General features: G+C 73.2%; 16 protein-coding genes and 1 pseudogene. 7 read left to right on the top strand and 10 right to left on the bottom strand.

Features of this window, described 5'->3' with window-relative positions; genetic code table 11:
• Positions 1-113: 113 nt before the first annotated feature.
• Entirely contained in the window at positions 114-725 is a 612-nt protein-coding gene (locus tag IO30_RS0131845) for a TetR/AcrR family transcriptional regulator (protein WP_031148784.1), read from the bottom strand.
• Between the two features lie 155 nt (positions 726-880).
• Between IO30_RS0131845 and ddaH the strand changes: the two are divergent.
• Positions 881-1,702 (top strand): annotated as a pseudogene (gene ddaH / locus IO30_RS0131840) (dimethylargininase); the annotation flags it as partial.
• 8 nt (positions 1,703-1,710) lie between these two features.
• Here ddaH and IO30_RS0131835 read toward each other — a convergent pair.
• Both IO30_RS0131835 and IO30_RS0131830 read right to left on the bottom strand, forming a co-directional pair.
• Entirely contained in the window at positions 1,711-2,724 is a 1,014-nt protein-coding gene (locus tag IO30_RS0131835; RefSeq protein WP_031148780.1) for a small ribosomal subunit Rsm22 family protein, read from the bottom strand.
• 9 nt (positions 2,725-2,733) lie between these two features.
• Positions 2,734-4,068 (bottom strand): Bcr/CflA family multidrug efflux MFS transporter, encoded by a 1,335-nt coding sequence (locus IO30_RS0131830; protein WP_234321900.1) that lies wholly within the window; start codon positions 4,066-4,068, stop codon positions 2,734-2,736.
• Between the two features lie 107 nt (positions 4,069-4,175).
• On the opposite strand from IO30_RS0131830, the gene IO30_RS0131825 reads away from it, so the two are divergent.
• From IO30_RS0131825 to IO30_RS0131815, 3 genes are read left to right on the top strand one after another with little or no spacing between them, the layout of a single operon-like run.
• Positions 4,176-4,937, top strand: coding sequence for an SDR family oxidoreductase (locus IO30_RS0131825; protein ID WP_031148776.1), 762 nt, complete (start codon positions 4,176-4,178; stop codon positions 4,935-4,937).
• Between the two features lie 57 nt (positions 4,938-4,994).
• Positions 4,995-5,858: a PhzF family phenazine biosynthesis protein gene (locus IO30_RS0131820; protein ID WP_031148775.1), complete on the top strand. Its 864-nt coding sequence runs from the start codon at positions 4,995-4,997 to the stop codon at positions 5,856-5,858.
• Positions 5,858-6,421, top strand: a complete 564-nt coding sequence (locus IO30_RS0131815) for a GNAT family N-acetyltransferase (protein ID WP_031148773.1) — start codon at positions 5,858-5,860, stop codon at positions 6,419-6,421. The genes IO30_RS0131820 and IO30_RS0131815 overlap by 1 nt, the downstream gene beginning before the upstream one ends.
• 7 nt (positions 6,422-6,428) lie before the next feature.
• Here IO30_RS0131815 and efeU read toward each other — a convergent pair whose 3' ends face one another.
• The 6 genes from efeU to IO30_RS0131785 all read right to left on the bottom strand — a co-directional run bounded on the left by efeU (position 6,429) and on the right by IO30_RS0131785 (position 13,193).
• Positions 6,429-7,292 carry an iron uptake transporter permease EfeU gene (gene efeU / locus IO30_RS0131810; protein ID WP_031148771.1) on the bottom strand — a complete coding sequence of 288 codons (864 nt, stop codon included), beginning with the start codon at positions 7,290-7,292 and terminating at the stop codon, positions 6,429-6,431.
• A 22-nt stretch (positions 7,293-7,314) separates the two neighbouring features.
• A complete protein-coding gene (gene efeB / locus IO30_RS0131805; protein ID WP_078904340.1) occupies positions 7,315-8,640 on the bottom strand; it encodes an iron uptake transporter deferrochelatase/peroxidase subunit in 1,326 nt (441 codons plus the stop codon).
• A gap of 58 nt (positions 8,641-8,698) precedes the next feature.
• Positions 8,699-9,850, bottom strand: a complete 1,152-nt coding sequence (gene efeO / locus IO30_RS0131800; RefSeq protein ID WP_031148767.1) for an iron uptake system protein EfeO — start codon at positions 9,848-9,850, stop codon at positions 8,699-8,701.
• Positions 9,851-10,025: 175 nt separating this feature from the next.
• Positions 10,026-10,898, bottom strand: coding sequence for a heme ABC transporter ATP-binding protein (locus IO30_RS0131795; protein WP_051859755.1), 873 nt, complete (start codon positions 10,896-10,898; stop codon positions 10,026-10,028).
• A complete protein-coding gene (locus tag IO30_RS0131790; protein WP_373316551.1) occupies positions 10,895-11,908 on the bottom strand; it encodes a FecCD family ABC transporter permease in 1,014 nt (337 codons plus the stop codon). Before IO30_RS0131790 ends, IO30_RS0131795 begins: the two co-directional genes overlap by 4 nt.
• Positions 11,909-12,170: 262 nt before the next feature.
• Positions 12,171-13,193, bottom strand: a complete 1,023-nt coding sequence (locus tag IO30_RS0131785) for a heme/hemin ABC transporter substrate-binding protein (RefSeq protein WP_031148763.1) — start codon at positions 13,191-13,193, stop codon at positions 12,171-12,173.
• A 118-nt stretch (positions 13,194-13,311) separates the two neighbouring features.
• On the opposite strand from IO30_RS0131785, the gene IO30_RS0131780 reads away from it, so the two are divergent.
• The 3 genes from IO30_RS0131780 to IO30_RS0131770 all read left to right on the top strand — a co-directional run bounded on the left by IO30_RS0131780 (position 13,312) and on the right by IO30_RS0131770 (position 17,058).
• Entirely contained in the window at positions 13,312-14,781 is a 1,470-nt protein-coding gene (locus tag IO30_RS0131780; protein WP_051902693.1) for an HtaA domain-containing protein, read from the top strand.
• A gap of 82 nt (positions 14,782-14,863) precedes the next feature.
• A complete protein-coding gene (locus tag IO30_RS0131775; RefSeq protein ID WP_031148759.1) occupies positions 14,864-16,363 on the top strand; it encodes an HtaA domain-containing protein in 1,500 nt (499 codons plus the stop codon).
• Positions 16,364-16,395: 32 nt separating this feature from the next.
• Positions 16,396-17,058, top strand: a complete 663-nt coding sequence (locus IO30_RS0131770) for a PhzF family phenazine biosynthesis protein (RefSeq protein WP_031148757.1) — start codon at positions 16,396-16,398, stop codon at positions 17,056-17,058.
• A 36-nt stretch (positions 17,059-17,094) separates the two neighbouring features.
• Here the strand turns inward: IO30_RS0131770 and IO30_RS0131765 are convergent, their stop codons facing one another.
• On the bottom strand, positions 17,095-17,742 hold the full coding sequence (locus IO30_RS0131765) for a biliverdin-producing heme oxygenase (RefSeq protein WP_031148755.1): 648 nt from the start codon (positions 17,740-17,742) through the stop codon (positions 17,095-17,097).
• Between the last annotated feature and the right edge of the window lie 113 nt (positions 17,743-17,855).

The following is a 17,855-nucleotide window of genomic DNA, read 5'->3' as shown; positions in this document are numbered from 1 at the left end:
ATCCTGCGCCCCGGGTGACCGGTCTCCCCAACCGGGGGGCTGGGGATGAGGGACCTGCAAGGCACACATAACCACAGAATTAGTGCAAATGTTCTCGCCTTGCCGCCGGGCGGCTACCTGCCGGTGACGTTCGCCACGCCGCGGAGCACCTGGTCCACCAGTGCGTCGGCGAAGGCGTGGGTCAGCGGAGCGGTCCGCAGCAGCCAGCGGTGCATCAGCGGTCCGACCAGCGTCTCGACGGTCAGCCGCAGGTCCGCGTCCGGCGCGAGCTGCCCGGCCTCCTGGGCCGTGCGCAACCGGGCCTCGTAGAGCGCGAGCTGGGGCTCCAGCAGCTGCTCGGTGAAGCGGGCGCCGAGCTCGGGGTCGGTGGCGCCGGCGGCCGTCAGGGCGCGGGCGGGGGCCTCGTACTTCTCGTCGTTGAACTCGTCGACCGTGGCCCGCAGGACGTGTTTCAGGTCGGCCGCGAGGTCCCCGGTGTCGGGGAAGCCCGTCCAGTCGGCCTCCTCCCCGGCTTCCCCGGCCAGCGCGAGGGAGGCGTCGAGGAGGACGGCGGCCTTCGAGGGCCACCAGCGGTAGATGGTCTGCTTGCCCACCCCGGCGCGGGCGGCGATGGCCTCGATGGTCAGCTTGTTGTAGCCGACTTCCCCGACGAGGGCGAGCGCCGCGTCGAGGATGGCCCGGCGGGAACGGTCGCTGCGGCGGGTGGCGTCAGGGGTCCTGGTCATACGGCGAACATACCAACCCGAGACGTCTCGTCTTTCTCACCTTTCGCGCCCTTTTCCAAACCACCCAATCAGTTCACTGCGCCGTTCCCCTCCGAGGAGAGACGATTCTGTCCACAGCGGCATGAGCCGTACGCCATGCACGTCGTGCACGTCGTGAGGAGCCTTCTTTGCGCAGAGACGCCACACCCCGGCGCTACCTGATGTGCCCACCCGCACACTTCCGGGTCACGTACTCCATCAACCCGTGGATGGATCCCACGAAACCGGTGGACCTGCCCCTCGCACAAGCCCAGTGGGAAGACCTGAGGGACCGCTACACCTCCCTCGGCCACACCGTCGAGACCCTCGTCCCCGATCCGGCACTCCCCGACATGGTCTACGCGGCCAACGGCGCCCTGGTCGTCGACGGCAAGGTGTTCGGGGCCCGCTTCGCCCACCAGGAACGGACCGCCGAGGCGGAGCTCCACCTCGACTGGTTCCGCTCCCACGGCTTCGCGGACATCCACGAGCCGGCCCACATCAACGAGGGCGAGGGCGACTTCGCCGTCACCGCCACCTACATCCTGGCGGGCCAGGGCTTCCGCTCCAGCCCGCTCTCCCACGACGAGGCACAGGAGTTCTTCGGCCGTCCCGTCATCGGCCTCCACCTGGTGGATCCGCGCTTCTACCACCTGGACACGGCCCTCAGCGTCCTCGACGGCGACGAGATCATGTACTACCCGCAGGCCTTCTCACCGGGCAGTCAGGCCGTACTGCGGCGGCTCTTCCCGGACGCGCTGCTCGCCGAGGAGCAGGACGCGGCCGACTTCGGCCTGAACGCGGTCTCCGACGGCAGGCACGTCCTGCTGCCGCAGGCGGCCGCCGGACTGCTGGCGCCGCTGCGCGACCGCGGCTTCGAACCGGTCCCCATGGACCTGGGCGAGCTGCTCAAGGGCGGCGGCAGCGTGAAGTGCTGCACCCAGGAGCTGCGGCCGTGAGGCCGTAACTAGTCAGCCGGAGGCCAGGCCTGGCCCCAGTCGGCGTCCCGCGCCGCCTTGTACAGGTCACCGTGGCGCTTGGTCACGGTGGCCCGGGTCAGGCCGCTCTCCCCGTCGGAGCCCTCGGGCCCGCACAGCTCCAGCAGGACGAGCCCCTTGCGGATCTGCGGCCTGCGCGTGATCCGCGAGGCGGCCGGCTCCACCGGGAAGCGGGTCGCGGCCACGTAGCTGAACTTCTCGTCCTCGTAGGCCAGGGAGCCGCCCTTGACCTTCCGGTGCAGCGAGGACCGGCTCACCCGCGCCGAGAAGTGGCACCAGTCCTGGCCGACCTCGATGGGGCAGGTCCCGTCGTGCGGACAGGGCGCGGCCACCCGCAGCCCGGCCGCGATCAACTGCTCGCGGGCCTCCCTGATGCGCAGGTAGCCCTCCGGGGTGCCCGGCTCGATCAGGACGACCGCCTGCCCGGCCCGCGCCGCCTCGGCGACGACCGCCGTCCGCGCCTGCGGCGTCAGCTCGCCCAGCACGTACGAGACCGTCACCAGATCGGCTTCGGGGATCTCCAGCCCGGCCCCGATGACCGCCCGCTGCCACAGCGCCTGCTGCAGCGCCGGCGAACCCGAGACCGCCGCGAGCTCCTTGCCCAGGGCCAGCGCGGGCTCCGCCCAGTCCAGCACCGTCGTGCGCCGCGGCCCGTCCCAGGTGGCGTCCACCGCCCAGGTCGCCGACCCCGTGCCGCCGCCCACGTCCACGTGCGAGGCCGGGGCCCAGCCGGGCGCGGCCTGCGCGAGACCGTCCAGGGCGGACCGTACTGCTTCGAAGGTGGCCGGCATCCGGTACGCCGCGTACGCCGCCACGTCGGAGCGGTTGCGCAGCACGGGTGCGTCGGTCGGGGTCTGCCCCCGGTAGCTGGCGATGAGCCGCTCGACGGCGGCCGAGGCCTGCTTGGGCGGGAGTCCGTCGAGCAGTCCGCCCAGAGCGGTGCGGAGGGTCGAGGCGGAGGTGGGGGCGGCGGAGGCGGTCACCTGCGAAGTTTACGGCGCGGCCGGAGCCTGTGGCTCCCGGCTGCGCCACGGCCGGCACATGCCGAGGAAGAAGCCGGTCGCGAGCACCGAACACGTCACCTGGACCACGGCCATCGGCACCGCGGTGTCCTCGCCCGCGATCCCCACCAGCGGCGAGGCGACCGCCCCGACGAGGAAGGAGGCGGTGCCGATCAGCGCGGAGGCCGAACCGGCGGCGTGCGGGGTGCGCATCAGGGCCTGCGCGTTCGTGTTCGGCAGGATCAGGCCCATGGAGGACATCAGCACGAACAGGGCGGCGGCCACCGGGAACAGCCCGGCCTTGCCGAACACCTCGGTGGACATCAGCAGCAGGGCCACCGACGCGGCCCCGGCGATCGCGAGCCCGGCGGTCAGCACCTTGTCGAGGCTGACCCGGCCCACCAGCAGCTTGCCGTTGATCTGGCCCGCGGCGATCAGGCCCACGGAGTTCACGCCGAACAGCAGGCTGAAGGCCTGCGGCGAAGCCCCGTAGATCTCCTGGATCACGAACGGCGAGGCCGCTATGTAGGAGAAGAGCACGGCGAAGGCGAAGCCGCCGGCCAGCGTGTATCCGGCGAAGACCCGGTCACCGAGCAGCCCGCGCATGGTGCGCAGCGCCGTCCCCACCCCGCCCGTGTGGCGCCGTTCGGGCGGCAGCGTCTCGTCGAGCCGCCGCCACACGAGCAGGGTCAGCAGCGCTCCGACGCCGGTCAGGACGACGAAGACGCCCCGCCAGTCGGAGAAGCGCAGCACCTGGCCGCCGATGAGCGGCGCGATGATCGGGGCGACCCCGGAGACCAGCATCAGGGTGGAGAAGAACCGGGCCATCTCGACCCCGTCGTACAGGTCGCGCACGACGGCCCGGGCGATGACTATCGCGGCCGCCCCGGCCAGGCCCTGGAGCAGGCGGAAGGCGATCAGCAGCTCGACGGTCGGGGCGAAGGCGCACAGGGCGGTGGCGAGGACGTAGACGACCATGCCGGTGAGCAGCGGCGTACGACGGCCCCACTTGTCGCTCATCGGGCCGATGACGAGCTGGCCCAGGGCCATGCCGGCGAGGCAGGCGGTCAGGGTGAGCTGGACGGTCGCGGCCGGGCTGTTCAGGGCGTCGGTGACCGCGGGCAGGGCCGGGAGGTACATGTCCATGGACAGCGGGGGCAGGGCCGTGAGGCCACCCAGCATGAAGATGACGAGCAGGCCCGTGCGGCGGGCCGCCGTCAGGGGCGCGGAGGCCCCGGGGAGGGCCGGCCCGGCGGTCCGGGCCACGGAGGGCGACGCGGGCGACGACGCGTCCGAGGGGGTCGTCGCGGGGGCTCTCTCCGTCATACGTGACTCCAGTCTTCTCGTCCTGCTCGCGACCCCTGACCGACCCATGCTCTCAGCTGGCGGAACGTCCGGGACCAGGCCTGCGGTGTGACGTAGCCTGCGGCCCCATGAACGCACGTGTGAAGAAGACCGCGGTGGTGACGGGAGCGGGTTCGGGCATCGGCCGCTCCGTGGCCCTGGCGCTGGCCGGGGCGGGCTGGGCGGTGGCCGTGGCCGGCCGCCGCCGGGAGCCCCTGGAGGAGACGGCCCGGGAGGCCGGCCCGGACGCGGACGTGCTGTGCGTCCCGGCGGACGTCAGCGACCCGCAGGACGTGGCCGCGCTGTTCGCCGCCGTGCACGGCCGGTACGGGCGCCTGGACCTGCTCTTCAACAACGCGGGCACCTTCGGCCCGGGCGGCGTCCCGCTGGAGGACATCAGCTACGAGGCCTGGCGCTCGGTCGTGGACGTCAACCTGACCGGCTCCTTCCTGTGCGCGCAGGCGGCCTTCCGGCAGATGAAGGTGCAGGACCCGCAGGGCGGCCGCATCATCAACAACGGCTCCATCTCGGCGCACGTACCGCGCCCGAACTCCGTCGCCTACACCGCGACGAAGCACGCCATGACCGGCCTGACGAAGTCGCTGTCCCTGGACGGGCGGCCGTACCGGATCGCCTGCGGCCAGATCGACATCGGCAACGCGGCGACCGAGATGACCGAGCGGATGCAGAGCGGCATCCTCCAGGCCAACGGGCAGCTGGCGGTGGAGCCGGTGATGGACGCCGCCGACGTGGCGCGGACGGTGCTGCACATGGCGGAGCTGCCGCTGGAGGCGAACGTGCAGTTCGCCACGGTGATGGCGACGGCCATGCCGTACATCGGCCGCGGCTGAGACGGCTGCTGCCGGGGGCTGTTGCCAGGGCGAGGCGGAGCCGCCGATCATGAAGGCATGACCGCTGCCGAAGTACTGCGCTACACCGCCTTCTCCCACGACCCCGAGGGCGGCAACCCCGCCGGGGTCGTCCTCGACGCCGCCGGGCTGGACGAGGAGGCGATGCTGGGGATCGCCGCCGGGCTGGGCTACAGCGAGACGGCCTTCCTGACGGCCCCGCCCGAGGGGTTCGGCGGGGAGCCCGGACGGGCCTTCACGGTGCGGTACTTCAGCCCCAAGGCGGAGGTCCCGTTCTGCGGGCACGCCACCGTGGCCACCGCCGTGGCCCTGGCGGAGCGGATCGGGCCCGGGGAGCTGCTCCTGGCGACCCGGGCGGGCACCGTCCCGGTGTCCGTCACCGCCGTGGACGGGGTGCTGCGGGCCACCCTGACCAGCGTCGAGCCCTCCGTGTCGGACATCGGGGACGGCGACCTGGCCGAGGCGCTGGCCGCGCTCGACTGGCCTGCGGCGGACCTGGACCCGCAGATCCCGCCGCGGATCGCGTACGCCGGGGCCCGGCACCTGGTCCTGGGCGCGGGCAGCCGGGCCCGGCTCGCCGACCTCGCCTACGACTTCGCCCGGCTGGAGGCCCTGATGCGGCGCCTGGACCTCGTCACGGTCCAGCTGGTGCACCGGGCGGGCCCGGCGGAGTTCCACGTACGGGACCCCTTCCCGGTCGGCGGGGTCGTCGAGGATCCCGCCACGGGGGCCGCGGCTGCCGCCTTCGGTGCGTACGCCCGCGAGCTCGGCCTGGTCCCGGCCGACGCCGTGCTCACCCTGCACCAGGGCGAGGACATGGGCCGCCCGGGCGTGCTGACGGTGGAACTGCGGGCCGGGGACTCCCGGGTCCGGGTCGGCGGCGAGGGCGTACGGATCCCCTGATGCGGGTCCTGGCGTACCCGCAGGCAGAGCTTCCGCAGGAGTTCGCGGTCCAGGTCGAGGCCTTGGAGGCGGCGGCCTGGCCGGGCTCCGTGCCGGGCCACGACCCGGCGCTCGCACCCCGGGTGATGCTGCTGGCCGACGCCGCCGGGACGGTGGCTGCCGCACTGGCCCTGCTGCACAAGGACGTCGTGGTCGCGGGGCGGACCTACCGCGCGGCCGGGCTCAGCGGGGTCGTCACCCGGGCCGGACTGCGGGGCCGCGGGCTCGGCGGCCGGCTGGTCGCGGCGGCCCGCACGGCTCTGGCCGCGCATCCGGAGGCGGACCTGGCGCTGTTCAGCTGCGACCGGCCGCTGGAGCCGTTCTACCGGGCGGCCGGGTTCGCGGAGCTGCCCGGCACCGTCCTGGTCGGCGGCACCCCGGCGGATCCGCTGGCCACGGACGCGCCGGGCTTCGACAAGGTGGTGATGGCGGCCTTCTTCACGGACGCCCCCGACCCGGACCGGGCCGCCTTCACCGGCATCCGGGTCCCGCTGTACCCGGGGACCACCGACCGGCTGTGGTGAGCGCCGCTCAGCCGGTGCCGGTGCCGGTGCCGTCCGCGGCGGCCGGGGCCGACGCGGGCGCCGGGCGGCCGCCGCCCTGCCCGAGGAGGAACAGCGCGAGCACGGGCACCAGGTACAGCACCCAGGCGGTGAGCTGGAGGACGGTCGGATCCGGCTGGAAGTTGAACACGCCCTTCAGCAGGGTCCCGTACCAGCTGTCCGGCGGCACTGCGGAGCTGATGTCGAAGGCCTTGTCCTCCAGGCCGCCCAGGAAACGGGCCTCCTGGAGGTCGTGCACCCCGTACGCGAGCACGCCCGCGGCCACGACCACGAGCATCGCGCCGGTCCACGTGAAGAACTTCGCCAGATTGATCTTCAGGGCGCCGCGGTAGAACAGCCAGCCCAGCACGACCGCCGTCGCGATGCCCAGCAGTACGCCGATCAGCGGGGCGGAGGAGCCCTCGCCGCTGGCCCGCACCGAGGCCCACACGAACAGCGCCGTCTCCAGGCCCTCGCGGCCCACCGCCAGGAAGGCGGTGGCGACCAGGGCGCCGGTGCCCATGGCGAGGGCCGTGTCCAGCTTGCCGTGCAGCTCGGCCTTCAGGTGCCGCGCGGTGCGCTTCATCCAGAAGACCATCCAGGTCACCAGGGCCACGGAGATGATCGACAGGCTGCCGCCGAGGAGCTCCTGCGCCTCGAAGGTCAGCTCCTGGGTGCCGAATTCGAGCATCGCGCCGAAGGCCAGCGAGATCCCGCAGGCGATCGCGATGCCGACCCACACCGGGCGCAGGGCGTCCCGGCGTCCGGTCTTGACCAGGTACGCGACGAGGATGCAGACGACCAGGCTGGCCTCCAGGCCCTCGCGCAGGCCGATCAGATAGTTGCCGAACACGGCGGTTCCTTCCCGGCGGGGACTACGCGAACAGCGTCCGGCCCCACCAGTCGTCCTTGTCGCGGACGCCCGGCGGGACGGCGAAGACGGCCGAACCCACGTGCTGGATGTATTCGTTGAGGACGTCGGACTTCGCCAGGCTGCGCTGGACGGGGACGAAGCCGGTGCGGACGTCGCGCTGGTAGGCGAGGAAGAACAGGCCCGCGTCGAGGCGGCCCAGCCCGTCCGTGCCGTCGGTGAAGGAGTATCCGCGGCGCAGGATGGTCGCCCCGTTGTTGGAGTCCGGGTGGGCCAGGCGCACGTGCGCCTCCGGCTTCATCGCCTTCAGGAACGGCTCGTCGCGCTCCTTGGACTTGCCCACCGCAGCACCCTCGCCCTTGTCGCGGCCGAAGATGTCCTCCTGCTCCTGGAGGGAGGTGCGGTCCCAGGTCTCGATGTTCATCCGGATCCGCCGGGCCACCAGGTACGAGCCGCCGGTCATCCAGTCGCTGCCGTCACCGGCGCCGGCCCACACGTGCTTGTCGAGGGCGGCCTGGTCGGTGCCGGAGATGTTCCGGGTGCCGTCCTTGAAGCCCATCATGTTGCGCGGGGTCTGCTCGTCGGGGGTGGTGGAGGAGGTCTTGCCGAAGCCCAGCTGGGACCAGCGCACCGCGGTCTTGCCGAAGCCGATGCGGGCGAGCTGGCGGATGGCGTGCACCGCGACCTGCGGGTCGTCGGCGCAGGCCTGGACGCACAGGTCGCCGCCGCTGCGGGCCGGGTCCAGATTGTCCCCGGGGAACAGTTCCAGGTCCACCAGGGCCTCGGGCCGCCTGTCCTCCAGGCCGAAGCGGCCCTTGGCGAACAGGCCCGGGCCGAAGCCGACCGTCAGGGTGAGCCGGGAGGCCTTCAGGCCCAGCGCCTCGCCGGTGTCGTCCGGCGGTGCCTCGGGCAGGCCGCCGAAACCGCCCTCGCCGACCGGCAGTCCGGCCGTCATCCGGCGGGCCGCCTCGGTCCAGTCCTTGAGGAGTTGCACCAGCTCGGCGCGGTCCTTCGTCCGTACGTCGAAGGCCGCGAAGTGCAGGCGGTCCTGCACGGCGCTGGCGATGCCGGCCTGGTGCTCGCCGTGGAAGGGCACGGCCGCCCCGGCGAGGGCGGCGGGCACCGGGGCCGCGGAGGGGCCGAAGGCCGCCGCCGCACCGCCCGCCGCGGCGGCGCCGAGCGCGAGCCCGGCCCCGCCCCAGCCCAGGACGGCACGCCGGGAGGGCGCGACGGCGCTGCCGGGCGCGGTCCCGGGCGCGTTCCCGGCTCCGGGCGCGGTCCCCGCACCCTCCTCGTCCGGCGACTGCCCGGTGGGCTCCGACTCGGCCATCCCGCTCACCTGTCTCTTCTTCCGCTGATCCTGCTGGTCCCGCCGGTCCTGGCGCCCGCTACTTCGCGACCGCGGCGGCGAGCTTGGAGAGCGGCTCGGCCAGGGCGTTGACGCCGTCCGAGAGCTCCTTGCGCTCGGGCTCGCCGACCTTGTCGTACGAGGTGAACTCGTAGCCGGCCGGGTCGGTGCGGTACTTGTCCAGGAGGACGTTCAGCGCGGCGAACTGCGTGTCGAGCTCCTTGGTGAGCGCCGGGTCGTTCTTCGAGGCGACCGGCTTGAGGAGCTCGTACGCCTTCTGCGCGCCCTCCACGTTCGCCTTGAAGTCCACGAGGTCGGTGTGGGAGTAGCGCTCCTCCTCACCCGTGACCTTGCCGGTGGCGACCTCGTCGAGGAGCTCCTTGGCGCCGTTGGCCATCGAGGTGGGGGTGATCTCCGCCTGGCCGACCTTCTTCTGCCATTCGGTCAGGTCCGCGATCAGGGTGTCGGCGAGCTTCTTCTCCTCGTCGCCGATCTTGTTGTCGGCCCACAGGGCCTTCTCCAGGCGGTGCCAGCCGGTCCAGTCCTTCGCCGGGTCCTGGCCGGCCTCCAGGCCGTCCTCGCGGACGTCGACCTTCGGGTCGATGTCGCCGAAGGACTCGGCGACCGGCTCGGTGCGCTCCCAGCCGATGCGCGAGGGCGCGTACGCCTTCTTCGCGGCCTCCACGTCGCCGGCCTTGACGGCGTCGGCGAAGACCTGCGCCTTGGGGAGGGTCTCCTCGGCCTGCGCGACCACGTACTGGCGGTAGGCGGCGACCGCGGCGTCGGCCTCGGGGCTGCGCTTCTCGCCGCCGCCCTGGCCGGTGGCCTTGACCTGCTGGCGGATGCCGTCGCCCTTCATGCCGGGCTTGCAGACGATCTCGTAGTCGCCCGCCTTGATCTCGGCGGTGATGGAGGCCTTGGTGCCGGGGCCGATGTTCTCGCGCTCGGTGACGATGCGGTCGTCCGGGAAGAGGACGTAGAGCTCGGTGACCTTGGAGCCCTTGTTCTCGACGTCGATCTGCACCTTGCCCGCGGGGAACTCCGTCTTCGACACCTCGCACTTGCTGTCGGTGGCCGTCACCCGGACCGCGCCGTCGCCGCCCGAGTCGCTCTTCTCCGCGCAGCCGGTGACGGCGGTGAGGGCGGCCACCACGGAGGCGGCGGCCAGGACGGAGAGGGGGACGCGGCGCATAGGGGGCTCCTGGGCATCGGACGAAGGGGCCGTCCCGAGGGGGAGGCCGGTGAGGCGGACCTAACTTAACCGAGGCTTACCTCAGACATACCTCCTCGTCGAGTGATTCGGCTCTCATGTTCCGGCCCCGGACACGGGGCCGTCACGGAGCTTCCACGGGGCCCTCAAATCCAGGTCAAGCGGGGGTCAAGCCCGGGGCCGAGGGCAGCTCGCCGCGCACCGGGACCACCAGCGGAGATCCGGTCCGAGGGTGCGGAAGGACCTCCACCGGCTGCCGGTAGACCCGGCTCAGGAGCCCGCCCTCGAACACCTCGGCCGGCGCGCCGTCCGCCGCGATCCGCCCGTCGTGCAGGACGGCCGCCCGGTCCGCGTAGGCGGCGGCCAGGCCCAGGTCGTGCAGGACGACCACCACCGCGTCCCCGGCCGCGGCCCGCTCCCGGCAGATCCGCAGGACGAGTTCCTGGTGGCGCAGGTCCAGCGCGGCCGTGGGCTCGTCGAGCAGCAGCAGCGGGGCCCGCTGGGCCAGTACGCGGGCCAGCGCGACCCGGGCCCGCTCGCCGCCGGACAGCGCGGAGAAGGGGCGTGCGGCGAACTCCGTGACCTCGGTGGCGGCCATGGCTGCGGCCACGGCCTCCTCGTCGGTGTCGGCGAAGGCCGTGCCCGCCCAGGGCGCGCGGCCCATCCGTACGACGTCCTCCACCGGGAAGGGGAAGGACAGCGCGGCCGACTGGGGGAGTACGGAGCGGCGCAGGGCCAGCTCCGGGGCGCTCCAGCCGGTCACCGCGCGGCCGTCGATGCGGACCTCGCCGGAGGCGGCCGGCAGGTCGGCGCAGAGCGCGGCCAGGAGGGTGGACTTGCCCGCGCCGTTCGGGCCGACCAGGGCCAGCACCTCCCCGGCGCGCGCGGTCAGGCCGATGCCCGAGAGGACCTCGCGCCCGCCGAGGCGGACGTGCAGGTCCACGGTCTCGGCGAAGGCCGTGCCGGGGGCGGGCCGGGCCGGGACGGCCCGCTTGTTCCGGGACAGGAGCCCGGTCAGCCGGCCGGTCATGCCCAGCCTCCTTGCTTGCGGCGGGTGCGGCGCAGCAGCCAGAAGAAGAACGGGCTGCCGATCAGGGCGGTCAGCACACCGAGCGGCAGCTCGGCGGGCTGGGCGAGGGTACGGGCGGCCAGGTCGCCCGCGACCAGGACCACGGCTCCGGCCAGGGCGCTGCCGGGCACCAGGAAGCGGTGGCCGGGGCCGTTGGCCATCCGCAGCAGGTGCGGGACCAGCAGGCCGATGAAGGTGATGATGCCGGCCACGGCGACGGCGGCCGCGGTGAGCAGGGCGACGATCAGGATGAGGGCCAGGCGCAGCCGTTCGACGTCGACGCCGAGGTGCCGGGCGGGCCGCTCGCCGAGCGAGAGCAGGTCGAGCTTGCGGGCGTAGAAGGGGGCGGCGAGCAGACCGGCGATCGCGCAGGGGAGCACGGCCAGCACCTTGGGCCAGGTGGCCTGGGCGAGGGAGCCGAGCTGCCAGAAGGTGATCTGGTTGACCTGGCCGCTGTCGGCGAAAAAGATGAAGAGGCCGATCAGGGCGCCCGCGAAGGCGTTCACGGCGATGCCGGTGAGGATGAGGGTGACGACCTCGGTCCGGCCGCCGTTGCGCGACAGCAGGTACACGCCGGTGACGGTGATCAGGCCCGCGACGAAGGCGCAGGCGGTGACGGTCCAGTTGCCGAAGAAGCTGAGGCCCAGACCGATGGCGGCGACGGCCCCGACCGCGGCGCCCGCCGAGATCCCGATGACTCCGGGCTCGGCGAGCGGGTTGCCGAAGACGCCCTGCATCAGTGCGCCCGCGCAGCCGAGGCTCGCGCCGACGAGCAGGGCGAGCGCGACCCGGGGCAGCCGTACGTTCCACAGCACGCTCTCCCCGACCCGGTCGAGCGGGGTCCCGCCGAGGCCCAGCCGGTGCTGGACGGAGGCGAGGACGTCGCCGGTGGGGATGCGGTACGCGCCGATGCCCGCGGAGAGCAGGGCGAGGAGGAGCAGCGCGGCGCCCAGGGCGAGGGTGAGGAACAGGGCCCTGCGCCCGGCGGCGGGCCCGGCGGCCCTGCCGGGGCGCGGCTTGCCGCTGACGGGTGCGGTGACCGCGGGCGGGGCGGGGGCAGTTGCGGCGGCGGGCGGGGAAGCCGGGGCGGACGCGGCGGAGGCGGGTCCCGCGACTGCGGGCGTGGCGTCGGCGGTCACGGCCGAGGGCGTGGCGTCGGCGGGGCCGGTCTCCGCGGGGCGGGGTCCGTCCGGGGCCCCGGGGGTCTGCGGGGGGTCGTAGGGGAGCGTCACGTCAGGCGGCCTTGCCGTAGAGCTGGGTGATCAGGGAGGTGAGGACCTGGTCCGTGCGGGGGCCGTAGTTGAGCAGGACGCCGTCGTCGACGCTGACCACCCGCCGGTCCATGCCGGCCGGGGTCTGGGCGACGCCCGGGATCCTGACCAGCCCGTCGACCCCGCCCACGGACTCCAGGCCCTTGGACATGACGAGGATCGCGTCGGGCGCGGCCGCGGCCAGGGCCTCGCTGGTGATGGGGGTGAAGTCCTTGCCGAGCCCGGAGTCCTTGCCCGTGTCGACCGCGCCCGCGGCCTCCAGCAGGGAGGCGGCGCCGGAGTCCGAGCCGCCCAGCAGGTAGACCGAGGCGGTGCCGCGCAGGTAGAGGAAGGCGACCCGGGGCTTCTTGCCCGTGGCGGCCGGAATGTCCTTGCGGGCGGCGGCGATCCGGTCGGCGGTGCGCCGGTTCAGCTGCTCGCCGGCCTCCTTCACGCCGAGCGAGGCGGCGACCGCGGCGATCCGCTTCGGTACGTCCTCCAGCGTCTTGGCGGGGGAGACGACCAGGACCGGGATGCCCGCGTCACGGATCTGCTGAATCGCTTCTGCGGGACCGGTGGTGGTCTCGGCCAGGACCAGGGTCGGGCGCAGCGAGAGCACGCTCTCGGCGGAGACGTCGTGTCCACGTGTCACCACGGGCAGCTGCGCGGCCTGTTCGAAGGTGGCCGTGATGTCCCGCGCGACCACCTGCCGGCCGAGGCCGAGGGTGTGGACGATCTCGTTGAGGCTGCCGGTCAGCGGGACCACCCGGTCCGCGGAGCCGACGGTGACCGGAGTGCCGTCGTCCGAGGCGACGGTGACGGGCAGTACGGGGGAGGGCGCGGGTTCGAGCGGTTCCACCCGGTCCGGGGCCGAGGCGGCATGGGCGGGCTTGCCCGCGGGCGTGGCCGTACTCCCGCAGCCCGTCACGGTCAGTGCCAGGGCGACCAGGACGGTCAGGGCAAGGCCGGTGCGGGGGAAGCGGGATGGGGCGGCGGGCGTAGGCACGAAGGCACCGTCCTGGTCGTCCGACGGATGAAGGCGGGGGCGGCCGAGGGGTTCCGATCACGGCCAACAGTAGTTTAGGTTAGCCTCACCTTACTCGCTAGGCCCTGGAGGGACATTCATGTCCGCAAGACCTGCCCGCACGCTGGCAGTCGCTCTGCTGGCGGCCCTGCTGGGAGTGCTGCTCCCGGCCACTGCCGCCCAGGCGGCGGGCCGCACCGTGCAGGGCGGGCGGCTGGACTGGGGTATCAAATCGTCCTTCCAGAGTTATGTCACCGGACCCATCGCGAAAGGTTCTTTCAAGCTGAAGAACGGCGCCGCCACCGCGGGCGGCAGCCTGTTCCGCTTCCACTCGGCGGCCGGTTCGTACGATCCCGACAGCGGCGAGTTCAACGCGTCCTTCACCGGCGGCGTGAGCTTCCAGGGCCACCAGAAGCCCGACGGCGCGTACGAGCTGGACATGACCGTCAGCCGGCCGACCGTCAAGATCTCCGGTGGCCGCGGCACCCTCTACGTGGACGTCTCCAGCAAGGCCAAGGACACCGGCCAGGTCACCAGCCAGTCCCAGGTGCCCTTTGCCGCCCTGAACCTCGGCGGCATCAACATGAAGGGCGGCGCCACCCCGATCGCCCTCTCCAACGTCCCGGTCACCCTCACCGACCAGGGCGCCAAGGCCTTCGCGGGCTACTACGCGGCGGGTGCACCGCTCGACCCGCTCTCGCTCTCCGCCGACGTCGTCGCCCCGGCGGGCAGCGCCCAGCCCTCGCAGTCCGCGCAGCCCCCGGCTTCCCCGGCCCCGGGCGAAGCGACCCCGCAGCCGGCGGGCGCCTTCACCGACGCCGCCGTCGACTGGGGCGTACGCCGCACCTTCCGTGAGTACGTCACCGGTTCCATCGGCCAGGGCAAGTGGGTCCTGACCGAAGGCGCCCTGGACGGGGGTGCGCTGTTCCGCTTCCCGCAGGGCAAGGGTGCGTACGACGGTCAGAAGGGCACGCTGGAGGCGGCCTTCGCCGGGGCCGTCCAGTTCACCGGCGCCCACCTGGACCTGACGCTCGGCAAGCTGAGCGTCAAGGTGGAGAACGGCAAGGGAGTCCTGTCCGCCGACGTCACCACGGGCGGCCAGACGAAGAACGCCGTCGCGCTGGTCGAGTTCGACGCCAAGGGGCTGAAGGCGGAGGGCGGCCTCGCCACCCTGACCGAGGCCCCGGCCACCCTGACCGAGGGCGGCTCCCAGGCCTTCAACTCCATGTACAAGGCGGGCACCGAGATGGACCCCGTCACCCTGGCGGTCGCCCTCGACGCCTCGGCGAAGCTGCCCGCCCTGCCCGACCTCGGTTCCACGGCGTCCCCCGCGCCCGAGCCCTCCTCCGCGCCGTCCGCCGCCGCCTCGCCCGCAGCGAAGGCCGAAGAGTCCTCGTCCACCGGGCTGTACGTCGCCCTGGCCGTGGCCCTGCTGGTCCTGGTCGCGGGCGCCGCCTTCCTCGCGGTCCGCAGGCGCCGTACGGCCGCCGCGGCGACGCCCGGTGGCGGCGGCGATGCCGAAGCCGGCACCGGCACCCGCACCGGTGCCGCTCCCACCGACACCCCCTAGCCCCGCTGTCGTGGTCCCGTCCGGCCGACGGCACCCGGCGCCACCCCCGTCCCCCGTACCTGTTCCTTCAGGAGTGCCCGCCATGTCGTCCCCCCGACGCCCGATCGCCCTCGCCGCAGCCGTCCTCACGGCCGCCGCCCTCGGCACCACCGCCCTCGTCCTGCCCGCCACGGCCGCGGGAAGCCCCGTTGCCGCCCCGCAGGCCGGCGGCGCCCCGACCGCGCCGGTCAACGTCGTCGGCGGCACCCTCGACTGGGGTGTGATCGCCCGGTACCGCGCCTACGTGACGGGCATGGCCAAGGGCACCATCACCGTGGCCGAGGGAGCGAAGGTCAACGCGGACGGCAGCCTGCAGTTCGGCGAGGCCACCGGCCAGTACGACCCGGCGGGCGGCCACGTGGTGAAGGCCGCGTTCAAGGGCAGCGTCACCTTCTCCTCGCCCGCCCCGCCGACCGGCCACGGATTCGAGGTGAAGCTCTCGGACTTCCGCATCGACACCGGCACCAAGAAGCTGACCGCCGACGTCACCAAGGCCGGGGCCACGCAGCAGGACGTCCCGTTCGCGGACATCGCCTTCGCCGGCCAGGCGATGGAAAGGCTGGAGACGAATCTCACCGCGCAGGCAGGCACCGCGCTCGGCTCCGACACGTACGCGGGCCTGACCGGCGATCCCCTCACCGCGAAGCTGGAGTTCGAGAAGCCCGCATCGCCGAGCCCGAGCCCGACGCCGACCAAGCCCACGCCGAGCGCGACCCCGACCGAGCCCGTACCGACCGCGACCGCGACCCCGACGGCGACCAGGACCACTGCGGCCCCGAGCGCCCCGGCCGGCGGCCCGCAGAAGGTCCTCAAGGCCAACCTGACCTGGGGTGTCAAGGAGTCCTTCCGCACGTACGTGCTGGGCGCGGGCTCGGTCACCCCGGGCGGCGGGGCCGTCAAGAACGGCGACCTCTACGACTTCGCGCTCGCCAAGGGCGAGCTCGATGCCGCCAAGCAGAAGCTGAACGTCTCGTTCGAGGGCGTCCTGCGCTTCCAGTACGCGGCCCACGGCATCGACATGAGCTTCGCCAACCCGCGGGTCGAGGCCTCCGGCAAGGCCGGCACCCTCTACGTGGACGTCAAGAACGCCTCCGGCAGCAAGACGGCCGTCCCCTTCGCGACGCTCGACCTGTCGAAGACCGACTACAAGACCAAGGGCGGCCTGCTGGCCCTCCATGCGGTCCCGGCCGTCTTCACGGAGCAGGGCGCGGCGGCCTTCGCCAACGATGCCGCCGGCTCCATGTACAAGGCGGGCGACGCGATCGACCCGGTCTCCTTCTCGGTGGCCGTGGACAAGGACGTCACCCTCCCGGCCGCCGGCGGCACCACCGGCGGTACGGGCGGCGCCGCGGGCGGGGGTTCCGCCGGCGGTTCCGTGGGCGGCTCCGTGGGCGGTTCGGCCGGCGGCTCGGTCGGCGGCAACCTCGCCGCCACCGGCGCCGAGATCCCGGCCGCCGCCCTGCTCGGCATCTCCGGCGCGGTGGTCGCGGCCGGTGGGGGCGCGGTGTTCCTCGCGCGCAGGCGCCGTACTGCCCAGCTCTGAAGCCGTGCTGCCGGGCGTGCTTCAATTCCCGCGTGAACGATCTAGACGTCCTCAAGGTCTTCTGCGCGGGTGACGGCCGGTACGGCAACCTCCTCGGTGTCGTCCGCGACGGCCGGACCTGCCCGGACGACGCGTCCCGGCAGCAGCTGGCCGCCGAACTCGGCTACAGCGAGACGGTGTTCGTCGACGACCCCGAGCGCGGGGTCGTCGACATCCGCACCCCCGGCACGCAGATGGCCTTCGCAGGACATCCGCTGGTCGGGGTCGCGTGGTTGCTGGACATAGAGGAGCTCCTGCCCCCGGCCGGGTCCGTATGGGCGCGCGACGACGGGGAGTTCACCTGGATCACGGCCCGCGCCGAGTGGGTCGAGGGCAAGCGCACCGAGCAGTACGCGAGTCCTGCCGAGGTCGAGGCGCTGCCCGCCCCGCCCCCCGGCGAGGGCTGGCTGTACGCCTGGGCCTGGGAGGACGAGGCCGCGGGCCGGGTACGGGCCCGCGGCTTCCCGCGCCGCCCCGACCGGGCGGTCGTCGAGGACGAGGCCACCGGTTCGGCGGCGATCCTGCTCACGGCGCAGCTGAACCGCGCCCTGAACATCACCCAGGGCAAGGGCTCCCAGATCCTCACCGCCCCGGGCCCCGACGGCACGGTCGAGGTGGGCGGCCGGGTCAGGTTCGCCCCGGCGGCCCGCTCCTAGGGCGCCCCGCGGCCGTGGATCCAAAAGGAGAAACGATCAGGCGCTGAGCGGGAACTGCTCGCCCAGCTCGCGGAAGACCGCACCGTTGAAGTCGAAGGCGCGCTTGCACTCGTCGATGATGCGCTGCTTCTCCAGGTCGTCCGCGGCGATCGCGTCCAGCAGCTCGCGGTAGGTCCGCTTGAAGGCCGCGGGGTTGGAGATGTCGGCGAAGACGTAGAAGCGGACCCCGTCGCCCTTGCGCTCGAAGCCCCAGGTGCGCTCGGCCTTGTCCCGGATGATCTGGCCGCCGGAGAGGTCGCCCAGGTAGCGGGTGTAGTGGTGGGCCACGTACCCGCCGGGCCACTCGGCCGCGCACCGCGCCACGCGGGCGGCGTAGGCCTCGGTCGCGGGCAGCGCCACCACCGCGTCGCGCCAGGACGGTCCCAGCAGGTGTCCGAGGTCGCGCTCGATCTCCGCGACGCGCATCAGCTCCGGCTGGATGAAGGGGCCGGCCACCGGGTCGTCCTTGAGGGACTCGGCCGCGTCCTCCAGGGCCCGGTACACGAACCACAGCTGTTCGGTGTAGCGCGTGTAGGCGTCCACGCCGAGGCGCCCGCCGAGCAGGTCACTCATGAAGGTCGACGTCTCGGCCTCGGTGTGCTGCTCGTGCGACGCGACGCGGATGACCGTAGAGAAGGCGTCCAAGGGGGACCTCCGAAGAAGAGGAAACAGGCGTGGCAGCACCGCCGCCACACCCGATCCTCCTACTTAGGCATACCTAAGTCAATGTGTTCCCGACGTCCTGTCGGTAAAAAATT

This window comes from Streptomyces xanthophaeus (assembly GCF_000725805.1).
Lineage (GTDB): Bacteria > Actinomycetota > Actinomycetes > Streptomycetales > Streptomycetaceae > Streptomyces > Streptomyces xanthophaeus.
Note: the sequence above shows the minus strand (reverse complement) of the source record. Positions and strands in the feature narration are given on the sequence as shown.